General features: G+C 59.0%; 16 protein-coding genes. 6 read left to right on the top strand and 10 right to left on the bottom strand.

All coding sequences use genetic code 11. The annotated features are described in order from the left end of the window. Positions 1-51 precede the first annotated feature (51 nt). From GGD50_RS22570 to oiaX, 3 genes are all read right to left on the bottom strand, one after another. A complete protein-coding gene (locus tag GGD50_RS22570) occupies positions 52-879 on the bottom strand; it encodes a phosphogluconate dehydrogenase C-terminal domain-containing protein (RefSeq protein WP_183939534.1) in 828 nt (275 codons plus the stop codon). A 94-nt stretch (positions 880-973) separates the two neighbouring features. Then, positions 974-2317, bottom strand: a complete 1344-nt coding sequence (locus GGD50_RS22575; RefSeq protein WP_183939537.1) for a four-carbon acid sugar kinase family protein — start codon at positions 2315-2317, stop codon at positions 974-976. After that, positions 2314-3573, bottom strand: a complete 1260-nt coding sequence (oiaX, locus tag GGD50_RS22580; RefSeq protein ID WP_183939539.1) for a 3-oxo-isoapionate-4-phosphate decarboxylase OiaX — start codon at positions 3571-3573, stop codon at positions 2314-2316. The genes GGD50_RS22575 and oiaX overlap by 4 nt, the downstream gene beginning before the upstream one ends. A gap of 183 nt (positions 3574-3756) precedes the next feature. On the opposite strand from oiaX, the gene GGD50_RS22585 reads away from it, so the two are divergent. Beyond that, positions 3757-4461: a transcriptional regulator NanR gene (locus GGD50_RS22585; RefSeq protein ID WP_183939541.1), complete on the top strand. Its 705-nt coding sequence runs from the start codon at positions 3757-3759 to the stop codon at positions 4459-4461. Here the strand turns inward: GGD50_RS22585 and GGD50_RS22590 are convergent. Next, a complete protein-coding gene (locus GGD50_RS22590) occupies positions 4449-4850 on the bottom strand; it encodes a response regulator (RefSeq protein WP_246451438.1) in 402 nt (133 codons plus the stop codon). The genes GGD50_RS22585 and GGD50_RS22590 overlap by 13 nt on opposite strands. Before the next feature lie 229 nt (positions 4851-5079). On the opposite strand from GGD50_RS22590, the gene GGD50_RS22595 reads away from it, so the two are divergent. Together GGD50_RS22595 and GGD50_RS22600 are read left to right on the top strand one after the other, a co-directional pair. Continuing rightward, a complete protein-coding gene (locus tag GGD50_RS22595; RefSeq protein ID WP_183939544.1) occupies positions 5080-5358 on the top strand; it encodes a DUF982 domain-containing protein in 279 nt (92 codons plus the stop codon). Between the two features lie 117 nt (positions 5359-5475). Continuing rightward, entirely contained in the window at positions 5476-6126 is a 651-nt protein-coding gene (locus tag GGD50_RS22600; RefSeq protein ID WP_183939546.1) for a UdgX family uracil-DNA binding protein, read from the top strand. A gap of 23 nt (positions 6127-6149) precedes the next feature. Here the strand turns inward: GGD50_RS22600 and GGD50_RS22605 are convergent, their stop codons facing one another. The 4 genes from GGD50_RS22605 to GGD50_RS22620 form a co-directional block, all read right to left on the bottom strand. Continuing rightward, positions 6150-6647 (bottom strand): BON domain-containing protein, encoded by a 498-nt coding sequence (locus GGD50_RS22605; protein WP_183939548.1) that lies wholly within the window; start codon positions 6645-6647, stop codon positions 6150-6152. A gap of 92 nt (positions 6648-6739) precedes the next feature. Then, the gene (locus tag GGD50_RS32815) at positions 6740-7138 is read right to left on the bottom strand and encodes a hypothetical protein (protein ID WP_246451441.1); all 399 of its coding nucleotides are present in this window, start codon (positions 7136-7138) and stop codon (positions 6740-6742) included. A gap of 431 nt (positions 7139-7569) precedes the next feature. Beyond that, positions 7570-8007, bottom strand: a complete 438-nt coding sequence (locus GGD50_RS22615; protein WP_183939552.1) for a hypothetical protein — start codon at positions 8005-8007, stop codon at positions 7570-7572. Positions 8008-8189: 182 nt separating this feature from the next. Then, positions 8190-9140, bottom strand: coding sequence for a GlxA family transcriptional regulator (locus GGD50_RS22620; protein ID WP_183939554.1), 951 nt, complete (start codon positions 9138-9140; stop codon positions 8190-8192). 86 nt (positions 9141-9226) lie between these two features. On the opposite strand from GGD50_RS22620, the gene GGD50_RS22625 reads away from it, so the two are divergent. From GGD50_RS22625 to GGD50_RS22635, 3 genes are all read left to right on the top strand, one after another. Beyond that, entirely contained in the window at positions 9227-9916 is a 690-nt protein-coding gene (locus GGD50_RS22625) for a DJ-1/PfpI family protein (protein ID WP_183939557.1), read from the top strand. 172 nt (positions 9917-10088) lie between these two features. Then, positions 10089-10505: a hypothetical protein gene (locus tag GGD50_RS22630; protein ID WP_183939560.1), complete on the top strand. Its 417-nt coding sequence runs from the start codon at positions 10089-10091 to the stop codon at positions 10503-10505. 230 nt (positions 10506-10735) lie between these two features. Further along, the gene (locus GGD50_RS22635; protein ID WP_414125011.1) at positions 10736-11749 is read left to right on the top strand and encodes an alpha/beta hydrolase; all 1014 of its coding nucleotides are present in this window, start codon (positions 10736-10738) and stop codon (positions 11747-11749) included. Positions 11750-11874: 125 nt separating this feature from the next. On the opposite strand, the gene GGD50_RS22640 is transcribed toward GGD50_RS22635, so the two are convergent. After that, entirely contained in the window at positions 11875-12162 is a 288-nt protein-coding gene (locus GGD50_RS22640) for an Sf3a2-prov protein (RefSeq protein ID WP_183939567.1), read from the bottom strand. A gap of 168 nt (positions 12163-12330) precedes the next feature. Next, positions 12331-12504: a hypothetical protein gene (locus GGD50_RS22645; protein WP_183939570.1), complete on the bottom strand. Its 174-nt coding sequence runs from the start codon at positions 12502-12504 to the stop codon at positions 12331-12333. Between the last annotated feature and the right edge of the window lie 59 nt (positions 12505-12563).

Raw genomic sequence — 12563 nt, forward strand, 5'->3', positions numbered from 1 at the left:
CTATTCCCGGTAGGGCTAAGAAGGGAGGGGCCAGCCCTCCCGGGATTTTGGTCAGGTGATGCGGCGGATGCTTTCTGCGATCTCCTGGGGCTCGAAGACTTTCTTCCAGTCGTCGCGCATCAGAGCCGGGATGCCGAATTCGATCGCCTTGTTGCAGGCATCCGAAAACACGCCTTCGACCTGGTTGAAGATCACGGCGCCGAGGACGTTCATGTGGCCGAGCAGGAAATCGCGAGCGGCCTGTTCCGGCACGCCGCGCGCCACGCACTCGTCCATGGCCTGCCGCATAACAACGAGCAGCGATGCGCAGACGGTTTCCGAGAGCCCCGGTTCGAGCATCGCCATCTGCTCGACGGTGACCCGATGCGAGCGCATGACCGGCGCCCAGATGAGCTTGGCGATCTCCTCCCCGAGCGCATAGGCAGCTTCCGGTCCCTGCATCAGCGCGGACACGATATGTTGCTTGGCGAACAGGCCACCGAAATGGTCGTTCTTCGCCTGCATATCGGTTTCGTCGTTGAAGATCGGAGGGTGGCAGGGATGGGTGACGAAATAGGTGAGGTCATCGCGTTTCGGCAGGTGGCCGGCGAAAGGTGCTGCGGCGTCGAGCGCGACCACCATCGTCCCGGGCTTCAGCTTATCGACGATCCCGGCGGCGACTTTGCCGATGGCCGTGTCCGGAACGGCCAGAATGACGACTTCGGCGCCATTAAGGGCTTCGTCGACAGGCACGCATGACAGGCCGAGATCGTTCTTCAGGCGCGCCTTGCCTGCATCGCTCACCTCGACGTGACGAACATCGAAGCGCGAACCTTTGAGATTTTTGGCGAGCCGGTATCCCATTTTCCCGCCGGCGCCGAAAAGAGCTATTGCAGTCATGTTTTCTTCCTCGTCCATTTCAAATTGTGGTATCGCAAGTGGTATAATGAGTCAATAAGCACACCATTATCTGAGGTGCATAAAACTCATTTTTCTAAGCGCTTCTTCCGTCGCGGATCTGCGGGAAATAGCCGTCGGCTCCGACCTGCCCGCCTTTCAACGCGGTCTGCAGCCCATTGGTTGGGTCGTAATTGCCATGGGCCACGCAAAGCGGCGATCCCGGCGTCTGGGGGAGAGGCAGTAGGGTCGTCAGTGCTTCGACGCGCAATTCCTTCAGCGCATGGCTCGATGTGTCGCCGCCGGCGATGACCGCACGGCTGAGCTTTTCACTTTCGACAAGGCGACGCAGGATGATGCCAAGAGCTTGTCCGAGCCGATGCCGGGCGCCGGGAACACGGTCGATCGCGCTGCCACGATCGGCGGAGGGGCCAAGCGCCGTGTGCAGGATGACGCTGCGGCCCGTCTTCAGGCTGGCAATGCCGGCATCGACGGCATCGTCGATCGCCCGGTCAGCGCTTTCGCCGACAAGCGCCAGGGGATCGAGGTCGATGCCGTCGAAACCATCCGTCATTGCGTGACGTATCTGCCGTTCCGTCGTCGGCGAGACGCTGCCCGAGACGACGGCGAGGCGTTCGACCTTTCCCGGCGGGGCAAAATCGCGGCGCTCGCCAATCAGGCCTTCACGGCGCCAGGCATTCAGAAGCGCGTATTCGACGCCGGAGGAGCCAGCGACGAAGGGGCCGTCTTTTGCTGCGCGCCGCCAAAGCTGACTTCCCGCAGCAGCCTGCGTTTCGGCGCTGTCGACATCGATCAGCATGATTCCGGCCGTTGCGGCGGCGCGTTCGTCGACCCGATCGTCCGCATCCGTGGCCGTCAGGGTCACGAGATCAATGAGGTTCACGGGGAGGGAGGTCTGTTTGCCGAGATGCAGCACCAGATCGGCTTCGTCCATGGGCGTGACCGGATGGCGGCTCATCACCGGATGGCGGTCGATGCGATAGACCTGGCCTTGATAGGCCGCGAAGAGGTGCCCGAAAGCCGTGTAGCGTTTGAGCTGCGGCGCACCGACGACGACCGGCACGGAGGATTGCGCAAAAAGCTCCCTGCCGATTTCGATCGCCTTGCCGATATTGCCGATCGACGGACTGGAATCGAAGGTGGAGCAGACCTTGTAGTGGCATATCCTCGCTTTGAGCCCTTTAAGCCATTGCAATACCGGAACGAGATGGTGCTGCATCCACTCCGGGGTCTCGCTGCGGCTGGTGCCGGCGATGCCGATGGCGCGGCATTGGCTAAAACGCTCCAGCAGCGCGCCATCGGGGATCCCGAGAAAAAGCACCGTCGGAACACCGTTCGAAGCGAGAGCCTCCATGACATCGGTGGAGCCGGTGAAATCGTCGCCGTAATAGCTGATCAGAAGATTGCCCGTCGCCATCATGCGCCCTTGCCCTCACTGAATTTTGCGATCGAGGCGGCGAGCTCCGGATGGTCCTTGGCATAGTCTTCGAGCTCGATATCCGCGACCGCGGCTTGCCACGCCTGTTGGATCGCACAGACGCCAGCGGCTGGTCCGAAAGGGTGGCTGACGATGCCGCCGCCGCAGAGATAGAGCAAATCGGTAGTGCGCCCGGTCCGCCGGTAGGTCTCGGGCGCCTGGCCGCCCCATTGACCCGAGCCGGCAACGGGAAGCGGGCAATCGGATGGATCGAACAGCGGCGTGCTGACGGCCTTGAAGGACTCGACGAAGCTTTCGTCCGGTTCCCAATATTTGACGCGGATACCGTTGATCTGAAACTGGTCGACACCGAGCAGGCGCCAAAACTGCTGATAGACCTTGAAATCCATGCCGGCGCCGGGATGGCGTGCCAGCACGTCCCAGCCGTTGCGGTGGGCGTGCAGCACCAATGCCGAGCGCTTGCGAAGGAAGCTCATGCCGCCAAAGCCGATAGAATTGATGTTGATAACGGCACAGTTGCCGCCGGCCTTCAGGACGAGGTCGTGGTTGCGCATCATCTCATCGGGATCGGCGTGGGAAATGCCGAAGGCATACATCACCTTCTTCCCGGTCTTCTGTTCGTGATCGAGGATCAGCGGCATGATCGCCTCGACACGTTCCTTGAGCGGCGAATAGGCGGGGCTCATCAGCTTTTCATCGTCCTTGATGAAATCGACGCCGGAGCTGATGAGCTCGCCGACCAGTTCAGCGGTCTCGGCTGGGCGAAGGCCAAGGGCCGGCTTGACGATCGTGCCGATTATGGGGCGTCCTTCAACGCCCGTCAGGCACTTGCTGCCGGCAACGCCGAATTGCGGACCCGGATGCACGCCGTAAAAAGCCCCCGGGAGCTTCATGTCGACGATACGAATGCCCGTCATACCTTTGATCGAGTAGACGCCGCCGATCGCAATCGTCATCAGGGCTGAAAGATCGGTGCCGATCGCATCGAGCGGAAAGGCGATGTCGACATCGGCGCGATGAAGAGGACCATGACCGGCCGCAACTTCAGGCCATGTCGGCCGCTCTGCATCCTCCAGCCGCCGAATGCCCAGGACTCGCGCCGCAACCCGCGATTTCAGCTCTTCCGTCTCGCCGGGAACCGGTACGAAGGTGCCCGTCGACTGATCGCTGGCGATCTTGTCAGCCATCGCTTCGATATGGCCGGGCGTCTCGATGCGGTAGGTGATCGTAATGCTCATAAGCAGCCGTTGCTCCTTTCGCCGACGATTTTGTCGTGGCGTCAACTCGTGATCTGGTATAATGAGTATTCCAATTTGTGCAACGATTTTTTTGTTTAGGAAGCCCCAAGTCGTTCCGAACGGGCTTTCTCAGCGCGGTCTGACATTGCATAAGGGAGAAAAGCTTTGAGCCAGCGAGATGCCATGAGCCAACCAGTCGAACAGATCGTACGTCGGAAGCTCTCCGACGAAGTATTCGACCGATTAGAGCGTTTGATCACGTCGGGAGAACTCAAGCCCGGCGATGAAATGCCGTCCGAGCGTGTTCTCATGGAGCGCTTTGGCGTCGGGCGTCCGGCGATCCGCGAGGCGATGCAGTCGCTCGCCAATATGGGATTGGTCAGCATTTCGCATGGGGAGCGGGCGAAGGTGCTGCAACTGACTGCGAAATCGATTTTCCGGCAGGTCGATTTGACCGCGAAGATCATGTTATCGCAGTCGTCGGACACCCTCGAACATCTGAAGAGCGCGCGCATATTCTTCGAGCGCGGTATGGCCCGGGAGGCTGCACCGCGCGCCACGGAAAAAGATATCGCTGACCTCAGAGATATTATTGAACGCCAGCGGGCCTCCCTCGGGCATGCCGAGGAGTTCATTTCGGCCGACATGCAGTTTCACACCCGGATTGCCCAGATTTCCGGAAATCCGATTTTCGTCGCGGTCAGCGAGGCGATGCTGGCTTGGCTGAAGACCTACCATACGGACATGCTCATCTGGACCGGCAAGGAAAAGTTCACGCTGGTCGAGCATGAAGAAATATTGGAGCGGCTGTCCGACCATGATGCCGACGGTACGGAGGCTGCGGTCCTGAAGCATCTGGAGAGGTCGAGAGCCCTCTACACCAAATAGAGATCCCGTTTTCGCCTGCCGAACAGCGCCTTGCCGATGTGTTCGATTTCCGCGGCTTTGTCGCACAGGATGAAGCCGGTAAATCCGGCGGGAACGATGGGCGGTTCGTGGCCTATCGCGAATAGATAAGGAAGCTTCAGCCTCTGAAGCGTTTCCACGATCGGAAATACAAATCCGGCGTCGAGATGCAGGTCGAGGATCACCGCATCCACGTTCTTGCCTTTGATGAGTTCGAGAGCGTCTTCGGCCGTGCTGACGGGACCGAGCAGGGTAGCGCCAAGTTCCTGCAATTTTTGACGCGCCTCCTCGGAGAGGAAATATCCGTCCTCGACGATCAAGAGCCGCTTGCCCGAAAACATCTGGCGATATGTCATCGTCGCGTCGTTCATATTTCGATCCAGAAACTGCCCCGTAGATCCACGAACATTCAAAGGCAGCGGTTGTTCCCGAGCCGGCAAGACGATGTCGATGGTGCTGAGGAATGCGATGCCTCTGCATGCGGCGGGCAGGGATATCCCGGCACGGCGCATGCGTTGTCATCTCCAGTAAATAGCGCTCCATCCCGCGGGAACAATCGTCCCGACCCCTTGTTTGGTGGACAAATAACAGGGGGAGCACATGAACGAAATCATCGACGTCAAATTCAAGATGCTCTGGAACACACCGGTTTGCGTTGCGGTGGGCGGCCGCTTCACCTCGCGCGTGAACGGACCGGAAGACGCTATTCATTTTCTTTCCGTCCGATGGCCATCCGAAAGAGGCTCATATTATGTGAAGGCAAAGGAAAAATGCCTCGCCGCCATTTCACACCGCGCCACGCTTGACGCTGCGCGCGAAGCCTTTGTCATGGCCTGTCTCGAAGCGCGTCTGATACAGGATGACGGATACGTGTGGTGAGGGCCGCGGCTTGCATCTCATCCGGATCAAGATTTGGCAACTCCTCGTGCCGCACGGAACAAAGAAAGCGGCGATCGGTTGACGAGGGTGTGACGTTCAAATCGCAGCGAGCCGCTCATGCTCGATAAACACTCCTCGCCCTATACCGGTCCTTCCCTCCAGCGCGATCATGCCGACGCGGTGACGCTCGGCGAACTCCGGCACGACGCCGAAGCCTGCACGCGTTGCGACCTCTATCGCCACGCGACGCATCTCGTCTTCGGGGAAGGCCCCGAAACGGCCGAGGTCGTGCTGGTCGGCGAACAACCCGGTGACAAGGAAGATCTGTCGGGCAAGCCCTTTGTCGGGCCGGCGGGCCGCCTGCTGGATCAATGCCTTGAGGAGGCCGGGGTCGATCGCGACCGCTGTTACGTCACCAATGCGGTCAAGCATTTCAAGTATCAGATGCGCGGCAAGAAGCGACTGCATTCCCGGCCCAATGCCGGCGAGGTGCAGCGTTGCGCCTGGTGGCTTGGCGCCGAACTTGACCTATTGAAACCGAAACTGGTCGTAGCGCTCGGCGCAACGGCCGTGTCTTCGTTGCTCGGATCGAAGGTGCGGGTGATGCGCGATCGTGGCAGCATCCTTCGTCCACCCGGGCAGTTCGACATTCTCGTCACCATTCACCCATCGGCTCTTCTGAGGATCAGGGAGGCGGACGAAAAGCAACGGAGCCGTTTGGCCTTCGTCCAGGATCTGAAGAAGATCCGGAGTTTCCTGCGGCATTGACTCCCGTTCAAGGCAATGTGGCATTACTCGTCGTCGCCCGGAATATGTGCATCGACGCCGGTCGTCCGAAGGTTATTTTGAACCTCGACGACGCCGGGGATGGACCGAACGATCGCTTCAAGATGACGGGCCAGCGGAATCGTCTCGACGCTACCTTCCAGCGTCACGGTGCCGCCGTCGGCCTGTACGTCGATGCTGTCGATGTCGACACCTCTCAGTTCGAGCTGCTCGGTTATGACCGCTTCCAGTTCATCGCTGTCGATACGATCGGTGGGAAGAGGCCCGGTCGTATCGTCCTCGGCTCGCTCGAGGCCAGTCTGATCGGCTGCATCCACAATGAAATTGCGATCCGGCTCCTCGTCGAAATTCGCGGAGGTGTCACCATATCCCCTGTTTTCAGGGCTTTGCGAGGCACTTCCGCTCCCGTCCGAATAAGGCCAGCCGTCCCGAAGATTGCGATCCTCATAGTCGCGATAGTCTTCTTCGCGCGATAGTGTCTTTGGCTTTCGAGGCTCTGTCATGTCGGCCTCCTTTCCTATGAAAGGTCAAACAAGACAGAGCTAATTTTGTTTCATCGATGCCCCTCCGGGCAACTGCGGCAGGAGGGAGGTATTCAGCTTCTGGTATATGTTTTCGCATGCTCCAATGAATATTTTTGATTGTTTCGCTCCGGGTGGGAACCAAGGCGAAGAGTGTCCGTTTCATGGGCGGAGGAAACTGCTACATGTCCAAATATTTGTGGAATCGTTCGGTGACGATCGTCACCGGGGAGTGCGGCCACCACGTTACGATCAACAACACCGAACAGGCCCTTAAATTTCTTCTTCGCGAATGGCCAGCAGGCAAAGCCGACCGCATTCATGCCATGGCCAAGAAAACCTTGATCGGCACTTACCATAGCCAAGGGTCTGTGGAGGAAGCGTGCGATGCCTTTTTGGCGGCAGCCATTTCGGCGGGCATAGCGGTAAGGAAGTGATGCGAAGGTAACTACAATGACTGCAACAAGTTTCATGTGAATATCCGCCGGAATCCGACGAGCGTGGCGATCCATTCATACTATCGCCACTTGAAATCGCGAACGCCCAACCGTATCTACGCTTCACTTCCCGTATTGATGGTCTGCTGCTCGACGCCAGTCGATGCGTTCCAAGCCGTCCGGGTTGGAAAAGGCGCTCCCCGAAAGGGTCGAGCGCCTTTTCTCGTTTTACGTTTGGGTTCGAGCCGGAGGCCGCTTCCTCCCAACATGGCAGGCGGCTCTCTCGTCGTGGATTGCTATCCGCGACAATGATCCGCCAAACGTCGGGTGAGGCGATCCTTGAGGATCTGGAACCCCAGGGATTGCCAAGCCAACGCTCGACTGCCGGTGTGTTGCTCATGCGACGCAGCCAAGTTGGACACATCGCCAAAGTCCGTCAGCCGGAGCCGGTATTGCCGAAGTATGGACTATATCGACAACGCCTTGCGCAAACGGGCAAACAGGCTCGGTGGCCGCCCGGCAACCAACGGACGAATGGAGCGTGCGACTACGGCAGAATTGACCGTCTCGCCGAAATGGCAGTAGCAGACAATTCCGTGCAGCTCATGATCCGTGAGTTCGAAGAAGCGCTTGGCCTCCCCGTAGCTGTCGTTTTCCAAGCCGGCAGCGCGAAGAACCGGATCCGCAAAAGCGACGGAAATTGGAGAGCTATCCGTTCGCATTGCCGCCCTGGTTTCACTAGGCTGAAATTCGGTTTCGCGCAAAGTGGAAAGAAACTGTCGGGGACTCCGCTCGAGAAGATCTATCCAACGTTCGAGCCGCTGGCTTCGCGACATTTCTCGATTAAGGAAGTCCTGATCGACTTTTGCAATTTTCTGCAAGTCATCGCGTGCATGCTGCTTCATCTCGGCCTCCTATTTGGCGATAGTTGGTCCCCTTCGATGTAACTTCAGCCCGGGTTGATGGTGATCCCAAAGAGGCGAGATGTCCAGTCACTTGGGGGTGCCAGACGATCTGCGGAAGGAGAAAAATGACGCGCCCCGGCTTTCTGCTCGTCTTTCTGGCAGAGGCATTGCCGATGGCGGCCTTATCCGAAATGATCGCGAAAGGCCTGCGGCGTGGTTCCGAATGCTCTGAGGAAACTCCGTCGCATGGTCTCTTCCGAACCGAAACCGCAGCGGATACGTGCCTGACGAACGGATAAGCCCTGCTCCAGGAGGTGCCGCACGGCCTCCACGCGGATATCCTCGACAGCCCGAGCCGGCGTTCGCCCAGTTGCCTGGCGATAATGCCGCGAAAAGCTGCGCGCGCTCATATTCGCCCGTTCGGCGAGCGCCGGCAGCGAAAGGTCGGCGCGCAAATTGTCGATGATCCATCCATGCAGCCGGTCAAAACGATCGCCGCTTTCCTGCAGCGAGAGCATCGTACTGAACTGAGCCTGGCCGCCCGGTCGCTTCAGAAAGACGACGAGTTCGCGGGCAACAGCGAGCGCCAATTTGCGGCCGAGATCCGCCTCGACCAGCGCGAGTGCCAGATCGATGCCGGCAGTGACGCCTGCCGACGTCCATATGTTGCCGTCCTGGATAAAGATCGGATCGGGTTCCAACCGCACATTCGGGAAGCGCTTGGAAAACTCCTTGCATCGGTGCCAATGCGTTACCGCGCGCCGCCCATCCAAAAGTCCGGCTTCCGCAAGAAGAAAGGCGCCGCTGCAGACGGAAGCGATCCGCCTTGCCCTGGCTGACCGCCGGCGGATCCAGTCGACAAGGGCCGTATCCTCACACGCCTTATTGACGCCGATGCCGCCTACGACCATCAGGGTATCGATCGGCTCATCGTCATCGGGCAGCAACGCCGTCGCAAGCGACAAGCCCGAGGTCGTTCCGGTCTGCTCGCTCCTTGCAACTGCGATCGCGTCATAGGGCTTCGGCTGACCGGCTGCGAGCGCCTCTTCGTTGGCGCTCGTAAACACCTGCAATGGCCCGGTTATATCGAGCAGTTGGGCATTTTCGAAGGCGAGGATTTCAATACGGCGCATGGTTGGCTCAAAACGAGGGGACTTTGGCAAATACGCCAGATAGTGATCGCGTAGGCTTGCCGGAGTCAACCATTTGGAGATGCACCATGACCATTCGCTTCGGACTGCTCGTCTTTCCCGGTATTCAGCAACTCGATCTGACAGGCCCCTATGAGATCTTTGCCTCGGCGGAGGGCGCGGAGGTCCATCTGATCTGGAAGGACACTTCGCCCGTCATTTCTGCAACGAAATTGGTCCTTCAGCCGACAACGACGTTCGACGAATGCCCTCAGCTCGATGTCATCTGCGTGCCCGGCGGTGGCGGCATCAATCCATTGCTTGAGGATGAGATCGTACTGTCTTTCATTCGCGCACAGGCAGCGCAGGCGCGCTTCATCACCTCGGTCTGCACCGGCTCTCTGGTGCTGGGCGCCGCCGGCTTGCTCAAGGGCAGGAAGGCGACGACGCACTGGAATGCCCACGATTTTCTCGCAAGCTTCGGTGCTGTCCCGACCACGGGCCGCATCGTCCGGGACGGCAATCTCATCACCGCCGGCGGTGTGACGGCCGGCATCGATTTCGGGCTGGCGGTCGTTGCGGCCCTTTTAGGCCAAGAGGAAGCGGAGACGGTTCAGCTTTCGTTGGAATATGCGCCCACGCCACCGTTCCATTCGGGCACACCCGAGGAGGCGACGGCCGATGTGATCGCGAGGACGAAGCGGCGTCTTGCCGGTTCACGGACGGCGCGAGAGGCCGTCATCGCCCGCCTGATGGCCTCGCAGCGCGAGCCGGTGTAGGCGCGCATCCGCAAAACCACCCGAGAACAATCTCGGCTTGCCGCGTCGCCGGCGGCTTCCTCCCTTCGATTGGAAGGTTCGAAGCCGCTGGCGATGTCACCTGGATGCAATGGATTGCAGATAATGATCGGGCAGGACAATTGATTTTCCAGACACGTTTATCGAGGTTGCGATGAGTATTCGGGCAAACAAGATACTTCCCCACCATCGGTTTTCACATTCACTCGGCGCACCCCTGGCTCGGGTTCAAGGTGTAATAGCGCATGTGTTCGAGGCTCCGGAGAACCACCACGGTGCAAACCACCAGCATTTCACGGTGAAGATTGAAACGGTTCTGAAGTTCGACGGCGGCGATGATGATATCACCGGCCAGACCGTCTTCGTTGCCGTGCGTTTCGGCGACAATGAAGGGCTCGACCACGAGATCCCCGACCTGAAGGCAGGGGAAGCAATCGAGCTGCTGGGCGAGTATATTTCCGTCGCGTCAGCCTATCCCACCGAAGACAACAGTAACCCGGTATTGCCGGTCCTCCACTTCACGCACCATCCAGTAGGCTATGTGCTGTATGAAGGTGTGCACTATAGCTGAGCATCGAATTCAGGGTTTTACCGCGCTTTTAAGCCCGGAATTTGCTGCACTCATAGGGCTGGAAGTTCGGGAACGGGCTATCCAGCCGCTGCAGTTTCCAGGAGCCCCTTGGCCGACTTTCCTACTCTACCCGCCATGCTTGACTCAGACATCAATTCTGCGACGGTGAGACGTCTGGTCTCCACGGCAGAAAGGCTAATCGTATGAACGGATTTTGGTTTTTTCGCTTCATGCGCCTTTTTGCGACGGCGTCGGTGGCCACCGTCGCCCTTGCTGTTTCGCCGGCGCTGCCGGTATCAACGGCCTATGCGCTTGATGCCGCTTCGCAGACGAAAGCCTCGAACAATCAGATCGACAAACTCATCGAGGCCCTGCGTCCGACCTATGCCGCTCAGGACCTTCGCCAACGGCGCGCCGCTTTCGAAAGGCTTATGGCGTCAACTCCGGATCCCACACGCGTTCAGATCCGCCATGTCGATGCCAACGGGGTTGATGCCGACCTGATATGGCCCGCCCGACTGCACCATCCGATCGGCAGGCGCGTGATACTCTATCTCCATGGAGGCGGGTTCTACAGCGGCTCCCTCAGGACGCATCGGAATATAGCGGGTTCCCTTGCGAAGGCTGCGTCTGCCGATGTTCTCCTGGTCGACTACCGCCTGCTGCCGGAGAATAGGGTTCCGGCGCAGATCGATGACACTCTGGCCGCCTATCGTTGGCTGCTGGCCTCAGGATACAGGCCTGAGAACGTGGTGATCGTCGGAGAGTCCGTGGGTGGCACTCTGGCCATCGAAGCGACCCTCAATCAGCTTCGGATCAAGGGACCTTTGCCGGCGGCCGTGGTCGCGATGAGCCCGGTGACTGATTTTGCCGCAACCGGTGAATCCATTACCACGAATGCTGACAATGATCCGTTCATGGGCAAGGCCGAGCTGGAGGTGATCCGCAACATCTATATCGGCGACAAATCTCCGGTTGAACCCGCGCGGTCGCCGCTTTACGCCGATCTGACCGGTTTTCCGCCCCTGCTCTTGCAGGTCGGCTCGCGTGAGACGCTGCTCGACGACACACGCCGGCTGGAAGACAAAGCACGCAAGGCCGGTGTCGATGTTACCGCTGAGGTTTGGCCGGGCATGATCCATCAGTGGCAGATCTTCCCCTTCTGGATCGAGGATGCGCGCAAATCGAATAGAAAGGTCGCCGAGTTTGCTGTCTCTCACTTTGCCGACAGGCCCGAGGAATAGGCAAATCAATGGCTGACCGGCGACGCTGCCTTATGGGACGTCGCTGAAATACAATGCGACCTAAATCGGGCCGCAACATGCTGTTCGGCCCGTGGCGTCCACGAAAATCGTTTAAGGGTGCGATTTCAATGCGGCGGCTTGTCGTCGCTCCTTATCTTCTGCCCATCCAGATAGCCGTGCTCATAGGACTTGGCGAGACTGCTTCCCTCGGGATAGGGATTTTTCTCGGCCTCAGTCTCCCTTTTGCCGGCTTCGACGCCGCGCGCATACGCGGCTTCATCATCGTCTTCTGCGCCAGTACCATTTCCCACATTATCTATTTTGGGTGGTTCTGCCGATTGCGGCTGTATGGGATTGGGAAGCCCCGTTTCAGGAGCCGGGACCGGGGGTGATGTTGGATCATATTTTGCCATGGCATTGTCCTCCGATGAGAGAACGCCATCACCCCCTCGCGGTTCCCCGAGCGATCCCAATTCCGCTTGGCTATACTGCCACTCGTTCGGCCTAAAGGCAGCTTACGTCGCGGATATCCATCATCGCAGAGGCAACCGGCTTAAATGTCCTGATCGCCCATCGCGGCATCATCGATCCAAGTTGAGGGAAAGCTGCACAGCGCGCGGCAAGGGCGGTAACGGTCGGCTGATATCGACGCGGCGCTTCCAGGCGGCGCGCCGTTCCTGTTCGCGTTCGCGCAGCGCTTTCGAGACTGCGACAAAGGTCATGGCTCGTTCTATGACTTGTTCGGTTTTCGTCATGGATACCTCCATTTGTTCACTATATGTTCTCATGATTGACCGAAGTAGTCAAGCCGTTG

It is taken from the genome of Martinezella paranaensis (assembly GCF_014200235.1).
Lineage (GTDB): Bacteria > Pseudomonadota > Alphaproteobacteria > Rhizobiales > Rhizobiaceae > Rhizobium > Rhizobium paranaense.

Coding starts and splice junctions, on each gene's coding strand:
- GGD50_RS22620 (WP_183939554.1), bottom strand. CDS start 9,140: ATGCGCCGTATTGAAATCCTCGCCTTCGAAAATGCCCAACTGCTCGAT.
- GGD50_RS22590 (WP_246451438.1), bottom strand. CDS start 4,850: ATGAACGACGCGACGATGACATATCGCCAGATGTTTTCGGGCAAGCGG.
- GGD50_RS22595 (WP_183939544.1), top strand. CDS start 5,080: ATGAACGAAATCATCGACGTCAAATTCAAGATGCTCTGGAACACACCG.
- GGD50_RS22615 (WP_183939552.1), bottom strand. CDS start 8,007: ATGAAGCAGCATGCACGCGATGACTTGCAGAAAATTGCAAAAGTCGAT.
- GGD50_RS22585 (WP_183939541.1), top strand. CDS start 3,757: ATGAGCCAACCAGTCGAACAGATCGTACGTCGGAAGCTCTCCGACGAA.
- GGD50_RS22605 (WP_183939548.1), bottom strand. CDS start 6,647: ATGACAGAGCCTCGAAAGCCAAAGACACTATCGCGCGAAGAAGACTAT.
- GGD50_RS32815 (WP_246451441.1), bottom strand. CDS start 7,138: ATGAAACTTGTTGCAGTCATTGTAGTTACCTTCGCATCACTTCCTTAC.
- GGD50_RS22635 (WP_414125011.1), top strand. CDS start 10,736: ATGCGCCTTTTTGCGACGGCGTCGGTGGCCACCGTCGCCCTTGCTGTT.
- GGD50_RS22640 (WP_183939567.1), bottom strand. CDS start 12,162: ATGGCAAAATATGATCCAACATCACCCCCGGTCCCGGCTCCTGAAACG.
- GGD50_RS22630 (WP_183939560.1), top strand. CDS start 10,089: ATGAGTATTCGGGCAAACAAGATACTTCCCCACCATCGGTTTTCACAT.
- GGD50_RS22645 (WP_183939570.1), bottom strand. CDS start 12,504: ATGACGAAAACCGAACAAGTCATAGAACGAGCCATGACCTTTGTCGCA.
- oiaX (WP_183939539.1), bottom strand. CDS start 3,573: ATGAGCATTACGATCACCTACCGCATCGAGACGCCCGGCCATATCGAA.
- GGD50_RS22600 (WP_183939546.1), top strand. CDS start 5,476: ATGCTCGATAAACACTCCTCGCCCTATACCGGTCCTTCCCTCCAGCGC.
- GGD50_RS22625 (WP_183939557.1), top strand. CDS start 9,227: ATGACCATTCGCTTCGGACTGCTCGTCTTTCCCGGTATTCAGCAACTC.
- GGD50_RS22570 (WP_183939534.1), bottom strand. CDS start 879: ATGACTGCAATAGCTCTTTTCGGCGCCGGCGGGAAAATGGGATACCGG.
- GGD50_RS22575 (WP_183939537.1), bottom strand. CDS start 2,317: ATGATGGCGACGGGCAATCTTCTGATCAGCTATTACGGCGACGATTTC.